The 24,151-nt window shown below is 70.2% G+C and carries 28 protein-coding genes; 14 read left to right on the forward strand and 14 right to left on the reverse strand.

Translation table 11 applies throughout. The features are described 5' to 3' along the window. Positions 1-107 precede the first annotated feature (107 nt). From ACWGIC_RS33775 to ACWGIC_RS33790, 4 genes are all read left to right on the forward strand, one after another. Positions 108-284 carry a hypothetical protein gene (locus ACWGIC_RS33775; RefSeq protein WP_452079972.1) on the forward strand — a complete coding sequence of 59 codons (177 nt, stop codon included), beginning with the start codon at positions 108-110 and terminating at the stop codon, positions 282-284. Between the two features lie 3 nt (positions 285-287). Beyond that, positions 288-680, forward strand: a complete 393-nt coding sequence (locus tag ACWGIC_RS33780; RefSeq protein ID WP_452079973.1) for an Asp23/Gls24 family envelope stress response protein — start codon at positions 288-290, stop codon at positions 678-680. Positions 681-804: 124 nt separating this feature from the next. Beyond that, entirely contained in the window at positions 805-1,332 is a 528-nt protein-coding gene (locus ACWGIC_RS33785; RefSeq protein ID WP_452079974.1) for a DUF6286 domain-containing protein, read from the forward strand. Next, a complete protein-coding gene (locus ACWGIC_RS33790; protein WP_452079975.1) occupies positions 1,329-1,901 on the forward strand; it encodes an alkaline shock response membrane anchor protein AmaP in 573 nt (190 codons plus the stop codon). The genes ACWGIC_RS33785 and ACWGIC_RS33790 overlap by 4 nt, the downstream gene beginning before the upstream one ends. Positions 1,902-1,908: 7 nt before the next feature. Here the strand turns inward: ACWGIC_RS33790 and ACWGIC_RS33795 are convergent, their stop codons facing one another. Further along, positions 1,909-2,670, reverse strand: a complete 762-nt coding sequence (locus ACWGIC_RS33795) for a DeoR/GlpR family DNA-binding transcription regulator (RefSeq protein ID WP_452079976.1) — start codon at positions 2,668-2,670, stop codon at positions 1,909-1,911. A gap of 79 nt (positions 2,671-2,749) precedes the next feature. On the opposite strand from ACWGIC_RS33795, the gene ACWGIC_RS33800 reads away from it, so the two are divergent. Beyond that, entirely contained in the window at positions 2,750-3,949 is a 1,200-nt protein-coding gene (locus tag ACWGIC_RS33800) for an MFS transporter (protein WP_452079977.1), read from the forward strand. On the opposite strand, the gene ACWGIC_RS33805 is transcribed toward ACWGIC_RS33800, so the two are convergent. Genes ACWGIC_RS33805 through ACWGIC_RS33820 form a run of 4 tightly spaced genes read right to left on the reverse strand, consistent with a single transcriptional unit; the run spans position 3,898 to position 6,071 of the window. Continuing rightward, entirely contained in the window at positions 3,898-4,377 is a 480-nt protein-coding gene (locus ACWGIC_RS33805; protein WP_452079978.1) for a nitroreductase family deazaflavin-dependent oxidoreductase, read from the reverse strand. The two genes, ACWGIC_RS33800 and ACWGIC_RS33805, sit on opposite strands and share 52 nt — an antisense overlap. Before the next feature lie 25 nt (positions 4,378-4,402). Next, the gene (locus ACWGIC_RS33810; protein ID WP_452079979.1) at positions 4,403-4,918 is read right to left on the reverse strand and encodes a pyridoxamine 5'-phosphate oxidase family protein; all 516 of its coding nucleotides are present in this window, start codon (positions 4,916-4,918) and stop codon (positions 4,403-4,405) included. Positions 4,919-4,924: 6 nt separating this feature from the next. Continuing rightward, positions 4,925-5,581, reverse strand: coding sequence for a TetR/AcrR family transcriptional regulator (locus ACWGIC_RS33815; RefSeq protein ID WP_452079980.1), 657 nt, complete (start codon positions 5,579-5,581; stop codon positions 4,925-4,927). Between the two features lie 52 nt (positions 5,582-5,633). After that, positions 5,634-6,071: a MarR family winged helix-turn-helix transcriptional regulator gene (locus ACWGIC_RS33820; RefSeq protein WP_452079981.1), complete on the reverse strand. Its 438-nt coding sequence runs from the start codon at positions 6,069-6,071 to the stop codon at positions 5,634-5,636. A gap of 93 nt (positions 6,072-6,164) precedes the next feature. On the opposite strand from ACWGIC_RS33820, the gene ACWGIC_RS33825 reads away from it, so the two are divergent. Continuing rightward, the gene (locus ACWGIC_RS33825; protein WP_452079982.1) at positions 6,165-7,421 is read left to right on the forward strand and encodes an alpha/beta hydrolase; all 1,257 of its coding nucleotides are present in this window, start codon (positions 6,165-6,167) and stop codon (positions 7,419-7,421) included. Positions 7,422-7,465: 44 nt separating this feature from the next. On the opposite strand, the gene ACWGIC_RS33830 is transcribed toward ACWGIC_RS33825, so the two are convergent. After that, complete coding sequence (locus ACWGIC_RS33830; protein ID WP_452079983.1) at positions 7,466-8,395, reverse strand: NADP-dependent oxidoreductase; 930 nt, start codon at positions 8,393-8,395, stop codon at positions 7,466-7,468. Positions 8,396-8,523: 128 nt separating this feature from the next. On the opposite strand from ACWGIC_RS33830, the gene ACWGIC_RS33835 reads away from it, so the two are divergent. The 6 genes from ACWGIC_RS33835 to ACWGIC_RS33860 all read left to right on the forward strand — a co-directional run bounded on the left by ACWGIC_RS33835 (position 8,524) and on the right by ACWGIC_RS33860 (position 12,779). After that, complete coding sequence (locus ACWGIC_RS33835; RefSeq protein WP_452079984.1) at positions 8,524-9,024, forward strand: MarR family winged helix-turn-helix transcriptional regulator; 501 nt, start codon at positions 8,524-8,526, stop codon at positions 9,022-9,024. Positions 9,025-9,055: 31 nt separating this feature from the next. Beyond that, complete coding sequence (locus ACWGIC_RS33840; RefSeq protein WP_452079985.1) at positions 9,056-9,700, forward strand: helix-turn-helix transcriptional regulator; 645 nt, start codon at positions 9,056-9,058, stop codon at positions 9,698-9,700. A gap of 31 nt (positions 9,701-9,731) precedes the next feature. Next, the gene (locus ACWGIC_RS33845; protein WP_452079986.1) at positions 9,732-10,199 is read left to right on the forward strand and encodes a DUF3291 domain-containing protein; all 468 of its coding nucleotides are present in this window, start codon (positions 9,732-9,734) and stop codon (positions 10,197-10,199) included. Positions 10,200-10,301: 102 nt separating this feature from the next. After that, entirely contained in the window at positions 10,302-10,781 is a 480-nt protein-coding gene (locus ACWGIC_RS33850) for a DoxX family membrane protein (protein ID WP_452079987.1), read from the forward strand. 48 nt (positions 10,782-10,829) lie between these two features. Continuing rightward, the gene (locus ACWGIC_RS33855; RefSeq protein ID WP_452079988.1) at positions 10,830-12,053 is read left to right on the forward strand and encodes a hypothetical protein; all 1,224 of its coding nucleotides are present in this window, start codon (positions 10,830-10,832) and stop codon (positions 12,051-12,053) included. Between the two features lie 105 nt (positions 12,054-12,158). Further along, complete coding sequence (locus ACWGIC_RS33860; protein ID WP_452079989.1) at positions 12,159-12,779, forward strand: dihydrofolate reductase family protein; 621 nt, start codon at positions 12,159-12,161, stop codon at positions 12,777-12,779. On the opposite strand, the gene ACWGIC_RS33865 is transcribed toward ACWGIC_RS33860, so the two are convergent. The 4 genes from ACWGIC_RS33865 to ACWGIC_RS33880 are packed head-to-tail and all read right to left on the reverse strand — an operon-like array spanning position 12,757 to position 17,789. After that, positions 12,757-14,520: a dipeptide ABC transporter ATP-binding protein gene (locus tag ACWGIC_RS33865; protein ID WP_452079990.1), complete on the reverse strand. Its 1,764-nt coding sequence runs from the start codon at positions 14,518-14,520 to the stop codon at positions 12,757-12,759. The two genes, ACWGIC_RS33860 and ACWGIC_RS33865, sit on opposite strands and share 23 nt — an antisense overlap. A 1-nt stretch (position 14,521) precedes the next feature. Beyond that, positions 14,522-15,355 (reverse strand): ABC transporter permease, encoded by an 834-nt coding sequence (locus ACWGIC_RS33870; protein WP_452079991.1) that lies wholly within the window; start codon positions 15,353-15,355, stop codon positions 14,522-14,524. After that, on the reverse strand, positions 15,352-16,290 hold the full coding sequence (locus ACWGIC_RS33875; protein ID WP_452079992.1) for an ABC transporter permease: 939 nt from the start codon (positions 16,288-16,290) through the stop codon (positions 15,352-15,354). Before ACWGIC_RS33875 ends, ACWGIC_RS33870 begins: the two co-directional genes overlap by 4 nt. Continuing rightward, positions 16,287-17,789, reverse strand: coding sequence for an ABC transporter substrate-binding protein (locus tag ACWGIC_RS33880; RefSeq protein WP_452079993.1), 1,503 nt, complete (start codon positions 17,787-17,789; stop codon positions 16,287-16,289). Before ACWGIC_RS33880 ends, ACWGIC_RS33875 begins: the two co-directional genes overlap by 4 nt. Positions 17,790-17,959: 170 nt before the next feature. On the opposite strand from ACWGIC_RS33880, the gene ACWGIC_RS33885 reads away from it, so the two are divergent. Next, on the forward strand, positions 17,960-18,427 hold the full coding sequence (locus tag ACWGIC_RS33885) for a hypothetical protein (RefSeq protein ID WP_452079994.1): 468 nt from the start codon (positions 17,960-17,962) through the stop codon (positions 18,425-18,427). A 37-nt stretch (positions 18,428-18,464) separates the two neighbouring features. On the opposite strand, the gene ACWGIC_RS33890 is transcribed toward ACWGIC_RS33885, so the two are convergent. Next, positions 18,465-19,514, reverse strand: coding sequence for a LacI family DNA-binding transcriptional regulator (locus tag ACWGIC_RS33890; RefSeq protein WP_452079995.1), 1,050 nt, complete (start codon positions 19,512-19,514; stop codon positions 18,465-18,467). A 146-nt stretch (positions 19,515-19,660) separates the two neighbouring features. After that, positions 19,661-20,620, reverse strand: coding sequence for an Acg family FMN-binding oxidoreductase (locus ACWGIC_RS33895; RefSeq protein WP_452079996.1), 960 nt, complete (start codon positions 20,618-20,620; stop codon positions 19,661-19,663). A gap of 301 nt (positions 20,621-20,921) precedes the next feature. Here ACWGIC_RS33895 and ACWGIC_RS33900 point away from each other — a divergent pair, with 301 nt between their 5' ends. Beyond that, positions 20,922-21,428, forward strand: a complete 507-nt coding sequence (locus ACWGIC_RS33900) for an SRPBCC family protein (RefSeq protein WP_452079997.1) — start codon at positions 20,922-20,924, stop codon at positions 21,426-21,428. On the opposite strand, the gene ACWGIC_RS33905 is transcribed toward ACWGIC_RS33900, so the two are convergent. Together ACWGIC_RS33905 and ACWGIC_RS33910 are read right to left on the reverse strand one after the other, a co-directional pair. Further along, positions 21,419-22,999 (reverse strand): phytoene desaturase family protein, encoded by a 1,581-nt coding sequence (locus ACWGIC_RS33905; RefSeq protein ID WP_452079998.1) that lies wholly within the window; start codon positions 22,997-22,999, stop codon positions 21,419-21,421. The genes ACWGIC_RS33900 and ACWGIC_RS33905 overlap by 10 nt on opposite strands. Positions 23,000-23,002: 3 nt before the next feature. Beyond that, positions 23,003-24,073 carry an NAD-dependent epimerase/dehydratase family protein gene (locus ACWGIC_RS33910; RefSeq protein ID WP_452079999.1) on the reverse strand — a complete coding sequence of 357 codons (1,071 nt, stop codon included), beginning with the start codon at positions 24,071-24,073 and terminating at the stop codon, positions 23,003-23,005. Positions 24,074-24,151: the final 78 nt, after the last annotated feature.

The following is a 24,151-nucleotide window of genomic DNA, read 5'->3' on the forward strand; positions in this document are numbered from 1 at the left end:
GCCCCCGGCCGTCCGGTGCACGTGCTCATCGCCGACGTCCTCGTCCCCGGCGCCGAACCGCCGGCCGCGGCGGAAACCGAGTCAGAAAACCGGAAGGAGACGGTGTCGTGAACGCGACCGCTTTGGGGCTGATCACCGGCCTCGCACTGGGCATTGCCGCCGCGATCGGCGGGTTCGGGGCGTTCCTGCTCGTTCTCGTGCTGGGCGCGGTCGGGCTGCTCGTCGGCAGGCTGCTGGACGGCAAGCTCGACCTTTCGCAGCTCACCGGCCGCGACCGGGGGTGACCCGTGACTGTCGCAGCCGAACGCGCGGCGGAAACCGCGCCGGAGGAGCGCGGGAGCCTCACGATCAGCGAGCACGTGGTCGAGCGGCTGGCGGCGCACGCGGCGGGCGAGATCGACCGGGTCGGCGGCTCCGCCGGGCGCACGCTCGGGATCAGCCTCGGCGGCGAGTCGCTGGACCGGTCGGCGAAAACCACCGCCCGGATCGCGGGCGGCGAGGTGGAGCTGGACGTGCGGATCTCGCTGGAGTACCCGGCCCCGGTCGGCGCGACGACCGAACGGGTCCGCGGCCATCTGCGCGGACGCGTCGAGGAGCTGACCGGGATGCCGGTCAGCCGCGTCGGCATCACGGTGACGGCCCTGCACGCCGAGCCCGCTGGGCGAAGGAGGATCGAGTGATGCGGAGGTCTGTTCGGGGGAGCTCGGCCGTTGGTGCGCCTGCGGTTGCGGCGAGCCCGTGGCTGACCGGGTGGATGCCGGTGTCGGTTCTGCGCGCCGAGGCCGCCCGGAGAAGGAGGATCGAGTGAAACGCCGAACCCGCCGGTCTCTTCCGGCGAGCCTGACCGCCGGTGTGCTGCTGGCCGTGTGCGTCCTGGCAGCCGTCGCGGCGATCCAGCGGCTCACCGGGCATCAGCCGTGGCTGGACTACCGCGCCGTCGCTTCGGCCGCCCACGACGCGAAGTGGACGGATCTCGTCCCGGCGCTGATCTCGGCGGCGGTCGCGCTCGTCGGGCTCGTGCTGCTGTGGGCGGCGCTCCTGCCGGGCAAACGCCGGATCCTCCCGTTGGCGGGAGACCCGGACTCCGGCGCCGACACCACGGACTACCAGTCCGCGTTGCGCGCGGCCGCGGCGGACGTGGACGGTGTCGACCGGGCCCGGATCTCGACCGGTTCGCGAAAAGTCAAGGTGCGGGTGAAAACCGCGCGCACCCGTACGGACGGGCTGGCCGACGCGGTCCGGGCGGCCGTCGAGTCCCGGCTGGACCGCATCGCGCCGGTCCGGCGGCCGGCGGTGTCGGTGCGGGTCCGGGCCACCAGGGAGGTGTCATGACCGGCGTCAACCGTCCGGCCGCGCTCAATCGCAGCCTGCTCGCGGTTTTCGGCCTCGTGCTGCTCGCCGCGGGCGGGTTCGGCTTGGCCACCCACTTCCGGGTGCTGCGGCTGCTCGATCCTGAGGCCCCGCTCGTCCCCGGCACGGCAGAGCCGCCCGTGTGGGTCCTCTACGTGATCGCCGTGGCGGCGGTGGTGGTGGGACTGCTCGCGCTGCGCTGGCTGCTCGCCCAGCTCGCGCACCGGCCGCGCACCGGGGTTTGGCGGTTCGAAAGCGATCCCGCCCAGGGACGCACCGAATTGCACGCCGACACCGCGGTCGCCCCTTTCACCGATGAGCTGCGCGAGTATCCCGGCGTGCACCAGGCTCGCGCGTCGCTCGCCGGGTCGCGGGAGAACCCGTCACTGGCGCTGATCCTCACCTGCGAACAGGACGTGGACCTCGGCGAGATCCGGCGTCGCGTCACCGAGGAAAGCTTGCCGCGGCTCAAAGAAGCGCTGGAGCTGGACGAGATTCCGGTCGCGATCGAGTTCCGGTTCACCAGCCGCGCGTCGTCTCGCGTCGGGTGAGAGCCGCTCAGACGGTTTTGATGACGGTGTCAGTGCTTTCGAGCGCGGCGAGTTCGTCGGCGGGTGCGGAGTTGTCGGTGACGAGCGTGTCGAGGAGCGCGATCGGGCCGACGTAGGCGTGGGCGGTGCGGCCGAATTTGCTGCCGTCGGTGGCCAGGACGGTGCGGCGGGCGGACGCGATGCCCGCTTTCTTCACCGCCGCGTCGTCGAGGTCGTAGGCGGTGAGGCCGTCGGCCGCGGTGAGGCCGCAGCAGCCGATGATCGCGGTGTCGAAGCGCAGCGCGGACAGGGCCGCGAGAGTCAGCGGGCCGGTCAGCGCTCCTTCGGCGCCGCGGGGTTGCCCGCCGGGCACGATCAGCGTCGCCGGTCCGGGGGTTTCGCCGAGCAAGTGGATGGCCTGCAGGGACAGGGGCAGCACGGTGACCGGTCGCTGCCGCAGTTCGCGGGCGACCTCCAGGCACGTGGTGCCGCTGTCCAGCAGGACGGTCTCCCCGTCGGCGACGAGCGCGGAGACCTCGGCCGCGATCCGGCGTTTGGCGTCGACGGCTTCGTTGGCACGCAAGGCAAAAGGCGGTTCCTCGCCTCGCAGCAGCAGAGTGCGCGCGCCGCCGCGGACGCGTTCCAGGACACCCTGACCGGCCAGCAGGTCGAGGTCGCGCCGGATGGTCATTTCGGAAGCGCCGGTCAGCTCGACGAGTTCTCCGACCGTGACACTGCCGGATTCCCGGACGGTCTGGACGATCAGCCCGTGGCGGCTTGCGTTGCTCATGCCGACCATCCTATCGAACATTCATCGTGTTCGAAAATCTCCTTTTCAATCATCAAGTCTGTTCGTTATGGTCGATGGCATGAACAGACTGCCGCGAGCGGCCCGGGCGGCGACCTTCGTCTACTTCGTCCTGTGCGGCGTCCTGATGGGCGTCTGGGTGGTGCACATCCCCGCCGTCGAAGAGCGAGTCGGCATCGGCCACGCGACGCTGGGCGGCCTCCTGGTGCTGCTGGGGCTCGGGGCTTTCCTCGGCATGCGGGCGGCCGGGACCCTCAGCGACCGGCTCGGGACGCGCGTCGTCCTCCCGGCCGGGGGAGTGCTGGCCAGCGCGGCTCTGGTGCTTCCCGGGCTGGCCTGGGATCCGTGGACGCTGGGAGCGGCGCTGCTGGTCTTCGGGTTCTGCCACGGCTGCCTGGACGTGAGCATGAACGCCCATGCCGTGCACGTGGAGAAGGCTTACCGGCGGCCCGTCATGTCGGCGTTCCATGCCACGTTCTCCGTCGGCGGTGTCCTCGCCGCGCTAGTCGCGGCCGGCGCGGCGAGCGCGGGCATGAGCACTCTCGCGACGCTGGCCGTCGTGGCTGTCGTGGGCATCGTGATCGCGCTCGGTTCAGCTCGCACCTTGCTGGCGACCGAGGCGCCGCGGCCTGCCGTCGCCGTCGAGGGCCGACACCGTCGCGCGCCTCGGCACATCTGGTTTCTCGCGGTCCTCGCTTTGATGATCATGCTGTGCGAGGGAGCCGCCAACGACTGGAGTGCGCTGCACCTCAAAGACGTTCTCGGGGTACCGGCGAGCACCGCGGCCTTCGGTTACGGTGCCTTCGCCGCGACGATGACGCTCGGCCGTCTCCTCGCCGACCGGCTGTCCGCCCGTTTCGGGCCGGTGGCCATTCTGCGGTACGGCTCGGCGGTCGCCGCTGTGGGAATCACGATCGTGGCCGTGTTTCCGTCGGTCGTGGCCGCGTTCGCGGGATGGGCCTTGTTCGGGCTGGGCCTGGCGGGTTGTGTCCCGCAGTTGTTCAGCGGGGCCGGGCGGATCGACCCGTCGGCTGCTGGTGCCAACGTGTCTCGCGTCGCGGGTCTCGGTTACGTCGGGATGCTGGCCGGTCCGGCCGTGATCGGCTGGCTGACCCGCGTCGTTCCGCTCGAGCACGCGTTCTTCTTGCTGACGCTGTTGTGCGTCATCGCCGCCGTGAGCGCCGGGATCCTGCGCGCCGAACCTGGTCGTCAGCGCGGGGAGAGCACCACGACCGGGATCTCGCGATCCGTCCACTCCTGATACTTCGCGAAGTCGCCGTACAGCTCGACCAGCCGCGGCCAGAGTTCGCGCCGCTCGTCCGCCGACGCGACCCGCGCGGTGACCGGGACGTCGCGGCGGCCCTTGAGCTGCACGCGGGTTTCCGGCTCCGCGAGCAGATTGAAGTACCACTGCGGATGCTTCGGCAGGCCGCCCTGGGAGGCGACGACGACGAGATTGTCGCCGGAACGCAGGTACAGCAACGGGGTCGTGAACACCTTGCCGGACTTGCGGCCGCGGTGTTCCAGCAGCAGCGTCGGCACCGGCTTCCGGAAACCGGCCCCGACCCGCCATTTGCTGCCGATCCGGCCGCCGGTGAAAGTGAAGACCTTGACCTGGATTCTGGCCATGTGCTTCATGATCGCCGCGGTGACCGGCGAGTCCAGGCCCTTGGGCGCCTGTGCGGGCATGGTGGCCTCCTGTGGTGCGAACGCGTCAGCGGACAGGCGGTTGCGAGTACTGCGCTGCGGTCGATCCGGCGAGCGGCATCGGGTCCAGCCCGAGCTTGCGGTGGTCCCAGGAACGGACGCGGTCCACGTCGACGCGGACCGCGACTCGCTTGCGGAGCATGAATTCCACCATCGGCTTCACCTCGTCGGTGTACTCGCCGTGATAACGCTCCCAGATGTCGACCCCGACCGCCCAGAGCGCTTCCGGATCGTCGACGACCTCGGCTCGTCCCTCCAGCGAGACACCGCGCAGGACGTCGTAGGTCAGGCCGTCCTCGACCAGCACGGTGACGCGCGGATCGCGGCGGAGGTTGACTGCCTTCTGCGCCTTGGCTTTCGTCTCGAACCACAGCACGCCGTCGATGAGCGCGAACCACATCGCGACCGCGTGCGGGTGCCCGCCGGGGCCGAGCGACACCAGCGTCGCGGTGCGCTGGGAGGCGAGATAGGCCGACACCTCCTCCGGGGTCATCTCGATCTGCGCTCGCTGGTTGGTTCCCATCGATCCTCACTTTCTGCGGCGGGCCACTGGCGGGCCGGCGAGTACGGAGGTCACGACGTCGACGAGGTCGTCGACGATCTGGCCGGTGGTCCAGTCCGCCGCGTCCGGGCCGTGCAGGCGGCGGGTGCGGCCGACGTCGCCGAGGACGTTCAGCGTCACGGTCATCGCTTGGGACAGCCGGAAATCGAGCGTCCGGCGGGGGACGCCCGGGCTCAGCCGGTCGAGCAGGCCGACGAACGCGGCGTTGCGCTCGAAGAACGATTCGGCGACCGCGTCCAGCCCGTCGCCGCCGGTCGCCAGCAGCCGGCCGACCAGCCGGATCCAGCATTCGCCGCCGGATTCGAGCACCGCGACCACCGGCTGCACGAACGCGCGGGCCAGTTCGCGCGCGGTGACGTCCTTCCCGGGGAACTCCCGCAGCACCGCGTTCCGCTCGCCGGTCACCTGGCCGAGGCGGCTGCGCAGGACCGCGTCGAGCAGCCCTTCCTTGGAACCGAAGTGGTAGTGGATCGCCGCGACATTCGTCTGCGCCGCCTGCATCACCGTCCGCAGCGACACCGCCCCGACGCCGTGCTCGGCGAAAAGCCGTTCCGCGGCAGCGATCAAACGCTGCTCGGTCGCCGCTCCGCGACTGGCGGGGATCCGCGCGGCTTCGGTGCCCATGGCGCGGACTCTATCAGTCGTTTCAATCAGGTGATAGAGCTTGGTTCGCTCGTCAGAGACGGTCGTACAGCGAGGCCAGCCGGGCGAGAACCGTGCCGGCGGCGTCGATCGCGTGCTCGTCGAGGTCCTCGGTCAGCTCGCGCAATCCGGCGGCGAGGATCTCTTCCCGCTCCTCGTGCCGCCGCCGGCCCGCGTCGGTCAAGGCGACGATCGACGTCCGGCGGTCCCCGGAGGCGGCTCGTTCGCGCGTGACGTAACCGGCCCCGGCCAGGCCGTTGACGAGCTGAGTGACCGCGGCCCCGGTCGTTTCGACGTGCCCGGCCAGCTGGTTGACCGTCATCGGCCCGTGTTCGGCCAGGCTCTTGAGCGCGCGGGCGTGGGCGAGCGAAAGGGCTTCGGTGCTGCGGGTGGCGCGGCCGCGGAGCCGGGAATCGGCCGCGCTGAGCCGGTAAGCGGCTCGTGCCAGCCGGGTGATCGCCTCGTCGCCCATCGGTTCGTTCTCCTGTGTCCCTGGCCGCATTCCTTGCCGCGCGGAGTCTAGCCGTGGCACATTAGCTAAGTACTTAGCTAAATGGAGGCGAGCATGACGACACGTTCGGCGGGGCAGAGCTGGGCCCTGGACATCGCGCTGGCGCAAGGCGGTTTCGACGCGTTGCACCCGGAAGGCAAGGGCACGCTCGAACAGCTCGGGCACGATCACGCCGATTTCGACAAGGTGTTCGCGATGGTCCGCGCCGGAGCGATGCTCCCGAAAGCGTGGGCTGTCGTCGCCGGACAGGCGGAGGAACGGGCTGCACACCACGAACGGCTCGGCTACCGCAGGACGGCTTCGGATCTGTACCTGCGGGCGGCGGTGATGTACGGCCGCGCGCAGTACTCGATCTTCGACTCCGGCGACGGCCGCAAAGCGAAGTTCCGCGAGCGCTGCGATGCGTGCGTGGCCCGGCTGGGCGAGCTGCGCGGGAACACGGTGCGCCGGGTCGAGCTGAACTTCGAAGGCGGCAAGATCTTCGGTCTCCTGCACCTGCCAGCGCAGCCGGTTTCCGGTGCCCCGGCAGTGATTCTGGGGCCGGGCATGGACATGATCAAGGAGGACTACATCTTCGCGGCCGAGCGCTACTACACCTCGCGCGGAGTCGTGGCGCTGTCCATCGAGGGACCGGGGCAGGGCGAGACCCGGGCGCGCGGGGTGACGGTGACCCTGGACAACTACGAGCGCGCTCTCGAAACCTACGCCGCCTACCTCGCCGGTCTGTCCGAAGTGGACGAAAACCGGATCGGCCTGTTCGGCATCAGCATGAGCGGCTACTGGGCATTGCGCGCCGCTTCGGCGCCGGGCACCCGCTTGCGCGCGGTGGCTGCTTTCGAAGCGGTGTCCGGCGATTTCGAGACGATTTTCGAACGGGCTCAGCCGAGCTTCAAGAACAACTACATGTACATGGCGGGCTACACCGACGAGGCGTCGTTCGACCGCGACCTCAAGGAAAAGATGCCGCTGGGCGACCTCGTCGCCGGCATCGAATGCCCGGTGCTGCTGGGCATCGGGGAATTCGACGAGCTGACGCCGGTGGAGAGCGCGCTCGAGACCTACGAGAAAATCCGCGCCCCCAAGGAAATGCGGGTCTACGAGGACGAATTCCACCCGCTGGGCGGGACGGCGGCGGAAGTGTTCGCGTTCGGCGCGGAGTGGCTGACGCGCGGGCTGGACGGGGAATTCGACGTGCCGGGCCGGGACGAGCGGTTCTTCGTCCACCGCGACGGCCGCACGACGGACGGAACGGCGGACCCTCGCTGGTGGCTCGGCGCGACCCCGGCTCGTCTGGCGGAAGCCCGGCGCTGAGCGGGTGTGGTTCGAGCGCTGAAGCCAGCGCTCGAACCGGGTTTTCAGGGAATGAGGACGGTCTTGCCGGCGAGTCGTCCCGTGGCTGCTTCGTCGTGCACAGCCGGGAGGTCCGCCAGCGGCCGCCGGTCGGCGACGGTGATCCGCACCTTCCCCGCGTCGACGCGCTCGACGAGTTCGGCCAGCTGTTCGGCCTTGCTGGCGACGAACACCCGTGCCGTCCGGATCCCGCGTCCGGGATTCTCCGGCGGGGGAGTGGTGGTGCTGACCAGCGCTCCGCCGTCGGCGACCAGGCTGACGAGCGCCACGGTCTCTTCCGGAGTGGTGGGCACGAGGTTGAGCAGGACGTCGAACGGCGCTCCGTCAACCGCGTCGGAAACGAAGTCGAGGTGCCCGATGATCCGGTCGGCTCCGTATTCGCGGAGGCGTTCTTCGTGGCGTGGGCTCGAAGTCGCAGTGACGGTCGCGCCTGCCTGGTGGGCGAGTTGAACGGCGAAGCTGCCGACAGCTCCGCTGGCGCCGTTGATCAGGATTGTCTGGCCCGCTCGCAGCTGAGCGTCGTCGAACAGCGCTTGCCACGCGGTCAGTCCGCCGACCGGCAGGGCCGCGGCGTCGGGCAGTTCGACCGTCCGCGGTGCGGCGGCCAGCGCGTCGGCCGGGGCGATGGCGTATTCGGCGGCCGCGCCGTCGGCGTTCATCGGCAGGAAGGCCACGATCGCGTCGCCGACCTTCCAACCGTCGACCTGGGGCCCGAGCTCGGCGATCGTCCCGGCGACCTCGATGCCCGGCACGTGCGGGAAAGCCAACGGGAACACCTCCTGCAGTCCGCCCGCGCGGATCCCGAGGTCGACCGGGTTGAACGAGGTGCCCGCCACCTTCACGAGCACCTGCCCCTCGGCCGGGACCGGCCGCTCGGCCTCCTCGAAGGCCAGTACTTCGCTTCCGCCGTAGCGGTGGTAGCGCACTGCTTTCATGACATCCTCCATAACTGCTTCGAAGTCGAAGCAACTTGTGAGGACAGTGTGCTTCGATATCGAAGCAAAGTCCCGGGGATGTGAGAGCGGTCACGATGATTCGACTTCGAAGCATCTAGACTGGCGGCATGGCGGACGTGCTGGAGCCCAAGCAGCTCAACACTTATTTCGCGCTCATGGAGGCGGTGAGCCTGCTGCAGCACGCCGTCAGCCAGCAGTTGCGGGCCGAGGGCGACCTCAGCTACGTGCAGTTCGAGCTGCTGGCCCGGCTCGCCGATTCGGATGGGCCGCTGACGATGACGGAGCTGGCGGACGGCGTCGTCTACAGCCGCAGCGGCCTGACTCATCAGGCGGGCCTGCTCGAAAAGGCTGGTCTGGTCACCCGCGGTCCCAGCGCGGAAGACCAGCGGGCCACGGTCGTCGGCATCACCGACGCCGGTCGGGAGCTGGTCGCGAAGGTGCTGCCCGGGCACGTCGAGGCTGTCCGCCGATTGCTGTTCGCCCCACTGTCCACTTCGGACTTGGACGCGCTGGGCGGCATCATGGCCCGCGTGCGCGACCACATGCGTGCCGAACCGCCGCGGTCGGTCTCAACGCGAAGGAGTTCGAAGGGGAACGGCGTCCTCTAACGCGCATTGTCGTTGTTCTTAGACTGGCAGGGTGGAAGACATCGAGGCGATCGCCGTCCTGCAGGATCCGGTCCGGCGACGGCTGTACGACTACGTGGTTTCCCAAGACCACGACGTGAGCCGGAACGAAGCGGCCGAGGGGGCCGGGATCCAGCGCACGCTCGCCGCTTTCCACCTCGACAAGCTCGTGGACGCGGGACTGCTGGAGACGGAAAGCAAGCGGCTGAGCGGACGTTCGGGCCCGGGTGCCGGGCGTCCGGCGAAGCTCTACCGCCGGTCTGACGCCGAGCGTCAGTTCTCCGTCCCGGCGCGCGACTATCGCACCGCCGCCGATCTGCTGGCCGAGGTCGCCGAAGCCGCCCGTCTCGACACTGAACTGCAGGCCGCCGCCCGCCGCGAGGGTCGTGCCGCCGCATGTCCGATCGAAGATCTCGCCGCCGCGAAGGAACTGCTGGCCGCCCGCGGCTACGAACCCCGCGAGGACGGCGACGTCCTGCGCCTCGTCAACTGCCCGTTCCATGTCCTCTCGCAACGGCATCCGGGGCTGGTGTGCGGCATGAATCTGGCGCTGCTGGAAGGACTGCTCGACGACGCCGAAGGCCTGCGCGCCCGGATGGATCCGCGCCCCGGGCTGTGCTGCGTCGTCGTCGAGCCTTCTAAAAATAATGAGAGTTGACATAGAAGGACGGCGATGGTGAGGTGAAGGCGTGACCCGATATCACCTCGCCCAGCTCAACGTGGGCATCCTGAAATTCCCGCTCGCCGACCCCCGGATGCACGGCTTCACGTCGATGCTCGACCCCCTGAACGAAGTCGCCGACAACGCGCCCGGTTTCGTCTGGCGCCTGGTCGAGGACGGCGGCAACGACGCCACCGCGATCCGGACCTCGCTGGGCTCCGACGTCCTGGTGAACATGTCGGTCTGGGAAAACCGCGAGGCCCTGTGGGACTACGTCTACCGCAGCGGCCACCTGGACCTGCTGCGCCGCCGCTCGGAGTGGTTCGAACTGCCGAAGACGCCGTTCCAGGTGCTGTGGTGGGTTCCCGCCGGGCACATCCCGACGGTCGAGGAGGCCGTCGAACGCCTGGAACTGCTGCGGGAGAAGGGACCTTCGCCGAGCGCGTTCGGCTTCCGCGACAGCTACCTGCCCGAGGGCGCCGCTTCCGCGCCGTGACGTTTTCCGCGACACGTTCGGTGGGTCGCCGGGGCCGGCTCGCCGGATGGCTAGGGTGTCGGCGTGGCGAACATGTCCCGTTGGTCGGATGAGAATGGCGGCTTGGACTTCGGTCTGCTGGTGCTGCGGCTGATGCTGTCGGTCGCGATGGGGGCGCACGGGCTCATGCAGGTCTTCGGCCTGTTCGGCGGCTCGGGCATGGAGCGCTTCGAGAGCCTGCTGCGGGGTTACGGTTTCAGCCACAACATCGAATTCCTCACCTGGCTGACCGGCATCACCGAAGTCGGCGGCGGAGTGCTGCTGGCGCTGGGGCTGCTGACCCCGCTCGCCGCGGCCGGGCTGCTCGGGGTGGCGATCAGCGCGGTCCACGTGAAGTGGGCCGGAGGGCTTTTCGGGAGCGACGGCCTGGGGTTCGAGCTGGAACTGACGCTCGCGGCGATGGCGTTGGCGCTGCTGCTGACCGGGCCGGGGTGGTATTCGCTGGACCGCCACACGGCTTGGCGGCAGAAACCGCTGGGATTCGCGGTGGGCGGGCTGTTCCTGTCGATTTGCGCGGCGGTGGCGGTGGGTTCGCTGTTCTGACCGCGTTTTCCGTCGACGGCGGCGGGGACGGTCTGGAAAGCTGATCTCGTGTTTGCGCGCGAAGACGACGGTGTTGAGCTGAACGCGGAGTTCTCCGTGGTTTCCGACGGCGAGCGGTTGAGTTTGGTGCTGGAGAGCGCTGGGGGAGGCCCCGGGCCGCAGCCGCGCAACCACCAGTACAACCGCGCTTTGACGCTGTTGCTCCGCCGCCTTCGGGACCGGCAAGCAGTCGTGGTTTCCGGGGTAGTGGCGTCGTCGCGGGCTGCCCGCCTGCCGGAGACAGAGCGCAGCATCGTCCCGGCTCCGATCGACTTGGCCGGCGAGCGCGACATCGAGCAGGTGCGGCGGCAGATCACCCGGGCGTCAGGAAAGGTCGGCCTGAAAGACGGCGCGGCGAAGGAGGGCAACAACCAGAAACGGATCGAGCTGCGGCTGGAGGTTCCGGGTTGCGGACCGGGCGACGCGGCGCAGCTCGAGGCGGATCTCGCCGCACCCTCGGCGAACGAGGCACTGGTGGGCGACCTGCTCCGCAGTCTCAAGGGCGAGACGATCCGGACGGTCGCCGGCAAGGAGAACCGGATCATCCAGGTCGAGAACGGATCGGTGCTGGTGGGCACCGACCGGTCTCCGGAAGGACAGCCCGTCCCTCTCGTCGACATCCAGCACGGGCTGGACGTGCTCACCGCGCGCGGCACGCTCCAGGTTTCCGTTGAAGAACTCGGGCACCGGAGCGCTTTCGTCGGGGCGGTCCTTGCCACTCTGCCGCACGTCACCACCACCAAGTCCCCGGCAACGGTGACATTGCACAGCTCTGCCGCCGAGCCCGACGCGGGCGACGTCCACTTCGGCGAACTGGACGTGCGGACTCAGGTCAAAGTCCGGACCGAACAGACCCGGCTGCGGCGGTTGCTGGCAAACGGCCGCGCCTCGGCGCCGTGCGCCTTGTGCGGCGACGAGTTCCCGGTGCAGTTCGTGGTCGCGGCGCATATCAAGAAACGCGCAGCCTGCACCGACGACGAACGACGCAAACTCCGCGACATCGCCATGCTCGCCTGCAGTTTCGGCTGCGACGTCCTGTACGAGTCGGGGTGGGTCACTGTCGACGACACCGGCTGCATCCAGACCGTGCAGCTCGACGGACTTCCCGCCGGGAGCCTGAAACTGCGGATGCAGCACCTGGCAGGCCGTCGCTGCGGGGCCCATCGGGAAGCCTCCGAACCGTACTTCGCCTGGCATCGCACGACGACGTTCCTCGGCAATCGGAACGGCTGACCTGCGGGTCCCCGCCCCGGCTGCGGCCGCACGTAGCGCTCCCCGCCCACCCCCTGCTATCTTCCCTCCAACCGCTTGCAAATCACAACCACTCGGAGCCTCGCCATGCCGGACACCACCTGTCACATGTCGATCTCGCTGGACGGCTTCGTCGCCGGGCCGGGGCAGAGCCGCGAGGATCCGCTGGGGAAACGCGGGCTGGAACTGCACACCTGGCACATCGGCGACCCCCGGGCCACCGACGCCGACAAGACCGCCAGCGAATGGCTTCTGCGTCCTCGCGGCGCGTACGTCATGGGGCGCAACATGTTCGGCCCGATCCGCGGCGACTGGGACGAGGACTGGTCAGGCTGGTGGGGTGCCGAGCCGCCGTATCACGCGCCGGTCTTCGTGCTGACTCATCATCGCCACGAGCCGATCGAAATGGACGGCGGGACGACCTTCTACTTCGTCACCGACGGTTTCGACGCCGCCTACGCGGCAGCGTGCGAGGCTGCGGGGGACAAGGGAGTGGACATCGCTGGCGGCGCTTCGACGGTCCGGCAGGCGCTGAACGCCGGGGTCGTCGACGAACTCACTCTGGACATCGCCCCCGTTCTGCTCGGGGCGGGCGAGCGGATGTTCGACGGGGTGGAGTCGTTCGGCTTCGAGCCTGTCGAGGTGCTGCATTCGCCGTTGACCACGCACATCCGTTATCGCCGCGTCAACGATTCCGCGGCGTCGTAGGGTCGGGCACCTCCAGCGTCGCGGCGAGCAGGCTTCTCGTGTACGGATGCGACGGCGCGGTGAGCACCTGATCAGTCCGCCCGGATTCGACGGCCCGGCCTTCGCTGAGCACGACGACCTCGTCCGCGATGCTGCGCACCACCGCCAGGTTGTGCGTCACGAAGATCATCGACGGTCCGTCGTCCATCAGCGAGCGCAGCAGTTCCACGACGGACGCCTGCACCGAGACGTCCAATGCGGACGTCACCTCGTCGCAGATGACCAGTTTCGGTTCGCATACCAGGGCCCGGGCGATCGCGACTCGTTGGCGTTGCCCGCCGGACAGTTCCGCGGGGTAGCGGCCGGCCAGCCGGGCGGGGATTTCGACGCGGTCGAGCGCGGCGCGGGCCCGGAGGCGGCCTTCGCGGGCGTTCACGCCGAAGTAGTGGCGCAGGGCGACCAGGAGACTGTTCTCGACCGTCCGATGTGGACTCAGCGAGCCATAAGGATTCTGGAAGACATACTGCAGTTCACGCCTGGTGCGGGAGTCTCGCCGGGCAGCGGCGGCCGGGATCGGCTTGCCGTCGAGGGTCACTTCGCCCTGGTGTTCGGGGTGCAGTCCGGCCAGACACCGCGACATGGTGGTTTTGCCGCTGCCCGATTCGCCGACGACGGCGAGGCATTCGCCGTGCCGCAGGGCGAAGGAGACGTCGAAGACGACCTGCCGTCCGCGGTAGCTGGCGTTCAAGCCGGAGACTGACAACAGGGCTGGCTCGTCCGCGGCAGGGACGTACGGCTCGGGCGCGCGCGGCACGGTTCTGGTGGCGCGGGCGACTTCTTCCGCGCGAATGCACCGGGCGAGGGTTCCGGACGGCCCGCGCACCAAGGACGGATGCGTTGTGCGGCAATCGGTCGTGGCGTAGTCGCAGCGCGGCTCGAAGGTGCAGCCCTGGCGGAGATCGTCGATGCCGGGGGCCCGGCCGCGGATCGGGACCAGCCGGTGCCGGTGGGTCGCGGACGGCACGGCCGCGAGCAGGGCTCGGGTGTAGGGATGTGCGGGGCGGGCCAGCACACCGCGGGCGGGGCCGTGTTCGGCCACCTCGCCGCCGTACATGACCATCACCTGGTCGGCGACGTCGGCGACCACCGCGAGATCGTGCGAGACGTAGATCGCCGCCAGGTCGCGGGTCCGGCACAGGTCCCGGACCAGGTCGAGCACGCGGGACTGGGTGGCGACGTCGAGTCCGGTCGTCGGCTCGTCGAGCACGATCAGCCGCGGACCGGCGGCGATCGCCATCGCGATGGCGACCCGTTGCTGCTGGCCGCCGGAAAGCTGGCGCGGGCGGCGGCGCAGGAAGGCGTCGTCGCCGGGCAGCCCGACGGCGTCGAGCAGCTGCCGCACCCGGGTCTGCGCGGGCTCGTCCAAACCCTCGGTCAGCTGGGTCGAGACTCGCAGGCTCGGGTTGAGCGCGGTCGCCGGGTCCTGGGGCACGTACGCGACTTTCCGGCCTCGCGCGCGGCGCAACTCCGCGGCGGGCAAGGAAAGCAGGTCGACTCCGTCGACCACGACCTGCCCGCTCGTGATTTTCGCGCCGGTGCGCGCGAAACCCAGCAGGGCGAGCGCGAGGGTGCTTTTGCCGGAGCCCGATTCGCCGACCACGCCGAGGACCTCGCCGCGGCCGAGTTCGAAGCCGATGTCCCGCACGATGGGGTGCCCGGCGGCCTCGACGGTTACGCCCGACACCGCGACTTCCTTGGCCACGTCAGCTCTTTCCTTCCGTGCGGCTGACTGTCCTGGCGACGGACTCGGCCACGAGGTTGCCGCCGAGCGCCATCATCAGGATCAGCGCGATGGGAGCCAGCACCGGCAGCGGCGCGGCGGCGAGGCCGTCCTGGTTCTCGCTGACCATGAGCCCCCAGTCCGGGGCGGGCGGAGCGATGCCGAAGCCGAGATAGTTCAGCGAGGCGATCGCGGTGACCGCCCACACCAGCCGCATCCCGGCTTCCACCATCAGCGGCGACGTGACGCCGGGCAGCACTTCGCCGACGACGATCTGCCGCCCGGGCAGTCCGTTCGCCTTGGCCCACAACACATATTCGCTGTCGAGCACCGGCAGCGCCGCGCCCCGCAGGACTCGCGAGACTCCCGGGGCGAAGGCCACTCCGACGAGTGCCGCGGTGAGCAACGGGTGGCGGCCGAACGCGGCCACGAACACCAGCACGAAGATGGTCTCCGGGAAGCTCAGCACGATGTCCATCGCCCGCATGAGCACGGTGTCGGCGAGCCCGTCGCGGTAGGCCGCGGTCAAGCCGATGAGCGCCCCGAGGGCCACGCCGATGCCGGTGGCGAGGAGCGTCATCCAGGTGAGGGTGCCGCCCCCGGACAGCAGGCGGCTCAGCACGTCCCGGCCGAGAAGATCCGTGCCCAGCGGGAATTTCGCGCTCGGGCCCTCCAGCGGAGGCGCGACGATGGCCGTCGGCGGCCACGGCGCGAGCAGCGGACCGAAGACGACGATGAACGCTGTCGCGGCGAGCAATCCGAGCCCGAGCCGTGCGCGGCCGGTCTGCGCCGCGCGGCGCACTACCGAAACGCTCATCGGGTGCGCCCCGCTGCGGCAAGGAGGTCCGCGAGGAGATTGCACAGGTAGTACGTGGCCGCGAGGATGAGCACGCACGCCTGCACGACCGGGAGATCGTGCGAGTTCACTGCGCTGACCAGCGCCGTGCCGAGCCCGGGGTAGGAGTAGACGTACTCGACGACCACGACGCCGGTGATCGTGACGGCCGCGACCAGACCGGCGGCGGGCAGGCTCGCCGCGATCGCGTTGGGCAGCGCGTGCCGGAACAGAATGCGCCGACGGCTGAGTCCTTTGAGGACGGCCATCTGCACGTACTCGCTGTCGAGCGCGTCGATGACCGAAGCGCGAACCAAGCGTCCCAAGTACATCACCCCCATGAACGTGAGCGTGGCGACCGGCAGCACGAGTTCCGGCGGATGCCACCACGGCAGGTCGCCGGGCGGGATGTCCGAAACTCCCGGCAGCACCCCGAGCATCGAGGTGGCGAACAACGCGATCAGCAGCATGCCCACGACGAACGGCGGCAGCGCCATGCTCAGCGACGTGACGGCGACGAACGCCTTGTCCGCGAAACTGTCGCGGCGCGCGGCGCTCAGCACTCCGGCGATCACCGACAGCGGCAGGATCAGTGCCATCGAAACGAAGCCGAGGGTGAACGAGTTCACGATGCGCGGCCCGAGAATGTCGGCGACCGGTTCCCGGTTCTGCAGCGACACTCCCGGGTGGCCGGTGAGCAGCCCGCCGAGCCAGCGGCCGTACTGCGTCACGAGCGGCTGGTCGAGCCCGAGCTGGCGGCGCAGGGCCGTCACCTGCTCGGCGGTGGCGTCCTTGCCGAGGACGATCCGGGCCACGTCGCCCGGCAACGCTTGCGTCACCAGGAAAACCAGCATCGAGACCAGGAGCAGGACGAGCACGCCCAGCGCGACCCGCCGCGCGACCCATCGCGCGGTCATCCGACCGTCACCTCGGTCAGGAACGACAGCGGGCGGCCGTTCACGTCCGGCACCAGCCCTCGCACTGTCGCCCGGTGCGGCAGGAGCACGTCGGAGAACGCCGGGGTGATGTTGGGTCCGCTCGTGTACTCGATTTCGTGCATCTGGTTCATGAGCGGGCACTGGTCTTTTTCGGGCGAGGAGAACAGTTTGCCGGCGAGCTTCACGAAAGCGGGGTCGTTCCAGTGCGAGCCGTTGCCGATCCGGTCCGGCAGCAGCGAACCGAGCACAGACGGCAGGTAGGGGACCGGGTTGTAGTCGACGAAAGCCGGCCACTGGCCCCATTTCGCCAGCAGTTCCGGCGTCGGGACCACGTTGACGCTCACCTTGACCCCGGCCTGCGCGGCGTTCTGCGCGAAGACCTGCGCCAGTTCCGACATGCCGGGCAGCAGGCCGTCGGTGGTGATCGCGAACGCCAGATCGCTGTGCCCGGCCTCGGCCAGCAGCCGTTTCGCCGCCGCGACGTCGGGAGTTCGCTGCGGGAGATCGGGCGCGGCGCACTGCGGCGTGGTGGTCTCGTAGTCGTTCGCGATCCGGGCGTAGCCGCTGAAGACGTTGGACACGATCTGCTGCCGGTCGACCAGCAGCCGCAAGGCCTGTCGCACCCGGACGTCGCGGAACGGCGCGACCGCCGTGTTGAGCCCGATCCGCAGGCTGAAGTTCCCTTTGCTGTCGAGCAGCTGGATCCCGTCCCGCCCGGCGAGCGTTTTCGCGATCGTCGGGGTGGTGTTGGACGCGATGTCGACCCGGCCGGACAGCAACGCGTTCGCCTGCGCCTGCTGGCTCTGGTACTCGATCAGCCGGACCGCGGAGAGCTGGGGTTTCTTGCCCCAGTAGCCGTCGAATCGTTCCAATGTGGACTCCCGGCCCGGCGCGAACGAGGCGACCGCGAACGGCCCGGTGCCGACCGGTTTCGCCGGAGCCGACCCGGTTTTGGTCATCGGCAGCAGCACGCTCGCCCAGATCTCCTTGAAGGGGCTGAACGGTTCGGTCAGTCCGATCCGGACAGTGAGCTTGTCCACCGCCTGGACAGCGGCGGGGTCGATCATCTGGATCAGGGACAGACCCTGTGCGGCGTGCGCGGGATCGCGCAGGTAGTTGATGCTCGACACGACGTCGGCGGAGGTGAAATCGGTGCCGTCGGTGAATTTCACGCCGGGGCGCAGCGTGATCGTCCACTGTGTCCGGTCGGCGTTCGGCGTCATGCCGGTGGCTAGCCGCCATTGGGCTTTGCCCTCCGGGCCCAGCGTGGTGAGCCCTTCGAAGAGCAGGGAGGTGCGCAGTTCCTGGATCGGGCTCTGGCTGCCGACGTAGGGATTGAGGCTCTCGCCCGCGTCGGCCGAGACGGCGACGCGGAGCGTGTTGGCTCCGCCGGCGGCCGCGCCGTCCGGACGGCCGCAGGCGGCGATCAGCGCCGCGGCGAGCAGCAGGGTCGGAAGGCATCGGGGTCTGCGCGACACTGGGGACCTCCAGGGAAGCCGGAAATCTAATCCGTTAGATCTGCCGAGCTTCGCCACAGGGTACGGCCAGTCCGGGCGCTAGGGAAGAGTCTACAAGTGGAGAAGCTAATCGTTTAGAGTGTGCCTTCAGCAGGCTCCACCCGTCCGGAAGCAGAGGAGGAAGCGGCCGCATGACCAGTCCGTACGAGCGCCTGTTCGTGAGGAAAATGCCCAACTGTCTCGACGACCTCGTCAACGAGGGAGCGGCGGCGGGCGTCGTCGAACCGCCCAACGTCGGCGAGTCGCTCGCCCTCATGCGCGCGAAGGAGGTCCCGGAGAGCAAGATCCACCTCACCTACACGTGGATCAGCGAATGCGACACTCCGGTGCAGTGGGTGAAGGAGCATCAGCACGACTACGACGAGGTGCTGATCTGGCACGGGAACAACCCGGCGGATCCGGACGACCTCGGCGCGGAGATCTACCTCGACATCGAAGGCGTCCGCCACGTGATCACCGCGAGCGGTTCGGTCTATCTGCCCGCGGGCATCCGGCATTGCCCGCTCGGCTTCACTCGCGTGGACCGGCCGTTCCGGTTCAGCGCGTTGTCGCTGAACTCGGAGTACGCCTCGGACGAGCACAACACCCTCGCGCCGTAGCGAACCGCCCCGTCGCGCGTTCGCCGCGGCGGGGCGGTCATCCGCTCGCGGCAGCTCCGGCGTGCGCGGTTTCCTCCGTGGCACCGGGTTCGCAGCCGCAAGTCACGCCGATGCTGAGCGTGCCGTCCAAAACGGCCGAAGAAGCGGCCTGGCCGTCGAGGGCGTCGAAGGCGCGAACCGCGAATTCCTCCAGCGGCACGCGGACCGTGGTGAGCGGAACGTCGCCGAGCCGGGCTTCCCTGGTCCCGTCGAAACCGACGACCGCGAGATCCTCCGGCACGCGCAACCCCAGGCTGTGCGCGATGCGGATGGTCACCAGCGCCTGTTCGTCGGTGGTCGCGTAGACCGCGCGGATCCGGCGGCCGCTCGTCAGCACCTCGCGCACCGCCCGGCCCGCCTCGACCTTGTCGAAGGACGTCCGGACCAGCCTGCCCTCGGCGGGCAGACCGGCGTCGGCCATCGCCCGGCGCCAGCCGCCTTCGCGGCCTTCGGCCGGTCCCACCGCGATTTCGCCTGCCACGCACACGATGTCCTCGTACCCGTGCCCGAGCAAATGCTCGGTGACGAGCCGTGCGCCCTCGAAGTCGTTGAACACCACGCTGGGCGAGGTGTCGTCCGGCGCGGCCCACTGCAGGAACACGCATGGCGTTTCGGCCGACAGCCGCGGCTTTTCGCCGGTGGTCACGAAAATTCCGCGCGGCCGCAATTCGGAGAACGCCTCGCCGTATTCGTCCGCGAGCCCGGGACGGTAGGCGGTATTGCCGAGCAGCGTGAGCAGTCCCCGGCGGCGGCCCTCCGCTTCGAGGCAGCGCGACATCTCGCCGAAGAAGGCGTTCGCGGTGTCCGGCACGAGCAATCCGACCAAATTGGACCGGCCGCCGCTCAACGCCCCGGCAAGCGGATTGCGCCGGTAGCCGAGCATCCGGATGGCGTCCTCGACCTTGCGCCGCGTTTTCTCCGCCACCGGACGGGGCCCGTCGTTGACGACGTAGCTGACCACCGCCGTGGAAGTGCCGGCCAGCCGCGCGACATCGGAAAGAACCGGCCGTCGCCCGGCGCGGCCGGATTCCCCGGTTTCCGTTGTCACGATGCCACTCTAAAGCACCGGAGCGCGGGGCCGCCGGGTCCATTGGGCACAGTGGGAATGGGTACAGTGGGAATGGGCACAGTGGGAAATGGACGACCGCGTCGCTGTCGTGCCGTGGAATGGGCGACGGCACGGCAGCGGTCCGGTCAGCGGCTGTGCTTCGGGGGCGCCTGAAGCGGTTCGAGCACGTCGTCGACGCTGGCCTGGGATCTCGTCATCTGGAGCCGCTTCACGCCGACCGGCGGCCGTCCCACCCACAACACCGCCTGCGGTGCCTGGCCGAGCGTGACGCGTTCCGCGAGCGTTTCGTGCAACCGCTGTTCGGCCCGGCTCAGCCGGCCGGACGACAATCCGTACCCGGTCGCGGTCAGCAGCACCGCGCTCAGAGCCTCTCCCGCGCGCAGCCAGGCCAGGCGATCGTCGCCGGGCGTGCTGAGCACCAGCAGCGACGCGCCGTCGCTTCGAGGCTCCGCTTCGCCGAGCGGGACCGGCAGCCGGTTCTCGGCCGTCCCCGCACCGGCGCGGACGAGAACGCCTTGAGAAGCGACGCTTCGCGCGTACAGCCCTTCGCGACGCATCTGGGCGGGGATCCTGGCACCTTCGCCCATCGTGGACATGAGGTACCGGCGGACCGCGCGGTCGTCCACCGGGTGCAGCGCCGCGCCTTCGCGGGCGGCCGCTTGCGAAAGCCGGTCAAGGCAGTCCGCCGGCACCGGCCGTGCGCCGCACGGCCGCAAGTCCTCCCGGCGGCGGGCGATCGACGCCGCCAACGCGATTTCCCCGGGAGGCGGTTCGCCCGGCTGCGGCGTCACGACGCACAGGTGGTCCGGTTCGTCCGGGGACGGCAGCCGGTCCACCGCGCAAGCCCAGCCGAGACCGGCGAATGCGGTCCGGAGATGGTGCAGCGCCGCGCCGCTGCTGAGCACCTGCCATCGCCCGGCGGGGTCGTCGGCGGCTCGTCGCCGGCCGGGGGCCGCGTACAGGTGAAGGGTGCGGTGGCCGACGCGCCACTGCCAGAGCGGAGCGTCGGAGGTGCCCGGAGCGAGGAGTGCCGCGGACACCGCGGCCTCGACGGCGGCGGGGCTGGGGACCCGCGAATTCTGCATGGTGCTTCCCGCTCGGGTAGGGGGTGCGGCTGGGGGCCTGTCCGGTCGGTGCCGGGCTCTATGGTGCTCTTCCGCGCTGGCCTGCGATAGGGGCCAAGGTTCATCAATTCGGACCGATCTCGTCGCGGAAAGCTCGCGGCCCGGCCCGCCCGCCGCCGGGAGCCGGGCCGCCCCGGATCGCGTGACCGGCGGTCATCCGGTGTCCGCCTCCCCGTCGGGGCCTTTCCGCCGGTGATCCGCGCTGCGGAGTTTGCCCCTCCCGCGCGGGGGAAATCCCGCGGAGGAGACGAGGAGGAAACGGATGGTCGAGGTGAGCCGGACGGTGCCAGCACCGCCGGAAGCGGTGTTCGACGTCCTGGCGGACGGCTGGTCCTACTCCGGCTGGGTGGTGGGCAGCTGCCACATCCGCGACGTCGACCCGAGCTGGCCCGCGGTCGGCGCGCGCATCCACCACAGCATCGGGGGATGGCCGCTGCAACTGGAGGACACGACGGCGGTGTTGGCCGTCGAACCGGGGGTCTCCTTGGAGCTGGAGGCCCGCGGCGGCGCGTTCGCTACCGCGAAGATCGTGCTCTCGCTGGCCCCGGACGGGGCGGGCGGGACGAGAGTCAGCATGGCCGAGTGGGCGACCGGCGGGATCGGCGGCTTGCTGCCGGAAAGCTTGCAAGCGCTGGCGCTCGCGCCGCGCAACAAGGAGTCGCTCGCGCGGCTGTCGGCGATGGCGCTCGGGCGCTGGCGAGGGACCGGGGCCGAGCACGCGGCTGGGCGCGCACAAGATCCGTCCGGCGGTGACGCGGGTCAGCCGTAGACCGCCCGGTTCGCCGCGCGGATCAGCGCGGCGTATCCGGGCCCGAGCAGCCGGTCGCGGGCCAGCGCGGCGCGTGCGGCGTTCGAGCCCGGTCCGCCGTGCACCGCGCCGCCGGGATGGGCAGCGGCGCCGGCGAGGTACAGCCGGTCCACCGGGGTGTCGGCCCGGCCGAGGCCCGGCACCGGGCGGAAGAACAGCTGCTGGTGGATCGCCGTGGTGCCGCCGTTGACCGCGCCGCCGACGAGGTTCGCGTCGTGCCCGGCCAGATCCTCCGGGCCCTGGACCCGGCGGGCGAGGATCAAGTCCCGGAACCCGGGCGCGTTGCGCTCCACCGTCGACTCGATGCGTTCGGCCTGCCGCCGCACCGCGTCCCGGTCGCTGCCGCGTGGGACGTGTGTGTAGGCCCAGACTGATTCGGTGCCTGCCGGGGAGCGCGCCGGGTCCGCGGTCGTCATCTGGCCGAGCAACAGGAACGGCTGCTCGGGCACTTTGCCCCGGGTCAGTTCTGCCCCGAAAGCGGACAAGCCGTCCTCGTCGCAGCCCAGATGAACGGTGCCCGCGCCGCGGGCGTCCTTCGCGGTCCACGGAATCGGCTCGGACAAGGCCCAGTCGAGTTTCACCGTCGCGCTGTCCCATTCGAACACCCGGAGGTCTGCCAGCAGCCGGGAGGGCAGCCATTCCGGCGCGACGAGGTTGCCGTACAACGTCTCCGCCGTGACGTCGGCCAGCACCGCCTTGCGAGCCCGGATCGGCTCGCCGTCCGCGCAGCGCACGCCGACCGCCTTGCCGCGCGCGACCAGCACCTCGGTCACCGGTACTCCACAGTGGACCGAACCGCCCTTGGCTCGGAGCCGGCGCACCAACGCGGCCGCCAGTTCGCTCGCGCCGCCTTCGGGCACCGGGAATCCGATGTCCTGGCCCAGCATCCCCAGCAGCCAGCCGAAAACCGCGCTTCCGGCGTTGTCGACGGAAAGGTCGCTGTGCGCGGCGTTTCCGGACAGCAGCAGCCGGGCGCCCTCGCCCTCGAAACGTTCGCGCGCGAACCGGCGGGCGGGCAGCGTCAGCATCCTCGCGAGCCGCAGCAGTTCGGCGGTCCCGGTGCGACGCAGGAACCGGCCACTGGCCCGCAGCGGCGGGAACGGGGTGAACAGCGCGGCCAGGAACTCGTCGCGAAACCCTTGCCATTGCGAGAAAAGCTCCCGCCAGGAATCGGCGTCTCCGGGCGCGAACCGCGCGACCGATTCCGCGGTGCGGTCGAGATCGCGGGAAAGAACGGCACAACGGTCGTCCGGGAAAACGTGCGCGAGTGCGTCCGGCGCGTGGCGCCAGCGCAGGCCGTGCTCGGTCAGCCCGAGTCCGCTCAGCACCGGAGACGCCGCGCCGAGCGGGAAAAAGGCGGCGCACAGATCCGAGCGGAAGCCGGGTGCGGTGATCTCCTCGGTGCGCAAGGCCCCGCCCGGCGCGGGTTGTTCCTCCAGGACCACGACGTCCCAGCCCTCGTCGGCGAGGAGGTTCGCCGCGACGAGGCCGTTGTGCCCGGCTCCGATGACGATCGCGTCGGCGGTGTGCACGGTTCAGGCCTGCGATTGGCGGGTCGGGCGGCCCCGGCCCAGCGCACGCGCGCGGTCGAGCAGACCGGGCCGCGACGAGGCGAGCGGGGCCGACGCCGCGCCGTCCTTCCGGCGCATCCCGGCGACCAGGTCCTGGACGGATTCGGCCGAACTGCGCCGCGGCGTCCAGCCGAGCACGAGCCGTGCCCGCGAGGTGTCGACTAGCGCGGCACTGTCGGCCAGCTCGAGCCAGCCGGGGTGCAACGGCTGAAGCCCGGCCAGCCACGCCGCGCGGGCCACCGTCCGCGCGACCGGTTTCGGCACCGGTACCCGGGTTCCGCCTACCGCGTGCGCGAACGCGGTCGCGTCGAGCACGTCGTCGGCGGCGAGATTGAACGGGCCTACCGCGCGCTGGTCGAGCGCCAGCCGGAACGCTTCGGCGACGTCGTCGGTGTGCACCGCCTGCAATCGCAGCCCCTGCCACAGCGGTACCGGCGAAAACCGGCCGCCGATCAGGCGGGGCGGCAGCACCGGCGGGAGCAGCCACCGGGTGAATTCCCCCGCCGCGCGCCGCTGGAGGATCGCGCACGGCCGCATCCGCGCGACAGCGACGTCCGGATGCGCGGAGGAGAACAGGTCCAGGGCGTCTTCCAGATCCGCTTTGCCCCGGCTGTACGCGCTGGACGCGATCCCGCGGCACGGCCAGTCCTCGGTGACTTTCTCGTCGTGCGGTTCCGGCGAGTAGGCCGCCGCCGAGGACGCGCATACCAAGTGCCTGACGCCTGCGTTGCTGACCGCCTTCAGGACGTTCGAGGTGCCGCCTTCGTTGGTGCGAGCCATCGGCGGGTCACCCCATGCGGGGGAGATGGCCCACGCCAGGTGCACGACCGCGTCGGCACCGGTGAAGATCCCCGTCAGCACCTCGTCGGCGTCCGGCGCGCCGATGTCCACCGAATGCCATTTCGCGCGCGAGTACGGCTCAGCGGCGCGATCGGGCACCCGGCGGGCGACTCCGACGACCTCGTGGCCGGGTTCGAGGGCCTGCAGCAACGCCGTGCCGACGTTGCCGCTCGCGCCTGTGATCACGATCCGCATGCGCGCCGTTTACCCGCTCCGTGCTGCCGGAAACCCTCTGAGCCGCACAGCGGGCTTCCGGACGTGGCGGGTTCCCGG

This window comes from Amycolatopsis sp. NPDC054798 (assembly GCF_053611505.1).

Excerpts from the sequence above, each read along its gene's own strand:
- ACWGIC_RS33790 (WP_452079975.1), top strand. The coding sequence starts at position 1,329 with ATGACCGGCGTCAACCGTCCGGCCGCGCTCAATCGCAGCCTGCTCGCG.
- ACWGIC_RS33795 (WP_452079976.1), bottom strand. The coding sequence starts at position 2,670 with ATGAGCAACGCAAGCCGCCACGGGCTGATCGTCCAGACCGTCCGGGAA.
- ACWGIC_RS33800 (WP_452079977.1), top strand. The coding sequence starts at position 2,750 with ATGAACAGACTGCCGCGAGCGGCCCGGGCGGCGACCTTCGTCTACTTC.
- ACWGIC_RS33805 (WP_452079978.1), bottom strand. The coding sequence starts at position 4,377 with ATGCCCGCACAGGCGCCCAAGGGCCTGGACTCGCCGGTCACCGCGGCG.
- ACWGIC_RS33810 (WP_452079979.1), bottom strand. The coding sequence starts at position 4,918 with ATGGGAACCAACCAGCGAGCGCAGATCGAGATGACCCCGGAGGAGGTG.
- ACWGIC_RS33815 (WP_452079980.1), bottom strand. The coding sequence starts at position 5,581 with ATGGGCACCGAAGCCGCGCGGATCCCCGCCAGTCGCGGAGCGGCGACC.
- ACWGIC_RS33820 (WP_452079981.1), bottom strand. The coding sequence starts at position 6,071 with ATGGGCGACGAGGCGATCACCCGGCTGGCACGAGCCGCTTACCGGCTC.
- ACWGIC_RS33825 (WP_452079982.1), top strand. The coding sequence starts at position 6,165 with ATGACGACACGTTCGGCGGGGCAGAGCTGGGCCCTGGACATCGCGCTG.
- ACWGIC_RS33830 (WP_452079983.1), bottom strand. The coding sequence starts at position 8,395 with ATGAAAGCAGTGCGCTACCACCGCTACGGCGGAAGCGAAGTACTGGCC.
- ACWGIC_RS33835 (WP_452079984.1), top strand. The coding sequence starts at position 8,524 with ATGGCGGACGTGCTGGAGCCCAAGCAGCTCAACACTTATTTCGCGCTC.
- ACWGIC_RS33860 (WP_452079989.1), top strand. The coding sequence starts at position 12,159 with ATGCCGGACACCACCTGTCACATGTCGATCTCGCTGGACGGCTTCGTC.
- ACWGIC_RS33870 (WP_452079991.1), bottom strand. The coding sequence starts at position 15,355 with ATGAGCGTTTCGGTAGTGCGCCGCGCGGCGCAGACCGGCCGCGCACGG.
- ACWGIC_RS33875 (WP_452079992.1), bottom strand. The coding sequence starts at position 16,290 with ATGACCGCGCGATGGGTCGCGCGGCGGGTCGCGCTGGGCGTGCTCGTC.
- ACWGIC_RS33885 (WP_452079994.1), top strand. The coding sequence starts at position 17,960 with ATGACCAGTCCGTACGAGCGCCTGTTCGTGAGGAAAATGCCCAACTGT.
- ACWGIC_RS33895 (WP_452079996.1), bottom strand. The coding sequence starts at position 20,620 with ATGCAGAATTCGCGGGTCCCCAGCCCCGCCGCCGTCGAGGCCGCGGTG.
- ACWGIC_RS33900 (WP_452079997.1), top strand. The coding sequence starts at position 20,922 with ATGGTCGAGGTGAGCCGGACGGTGCCAGCACCGCCGGAAGCGGTGTTC.
- ACWGIC_RS33910 (WP_452079999.1), bottom strand. The coding sequence starts at position 24,073 with ATGCGGATCGTGATCACAGGCGCGAGCGGCAACGTCGGCACGGCGTTG.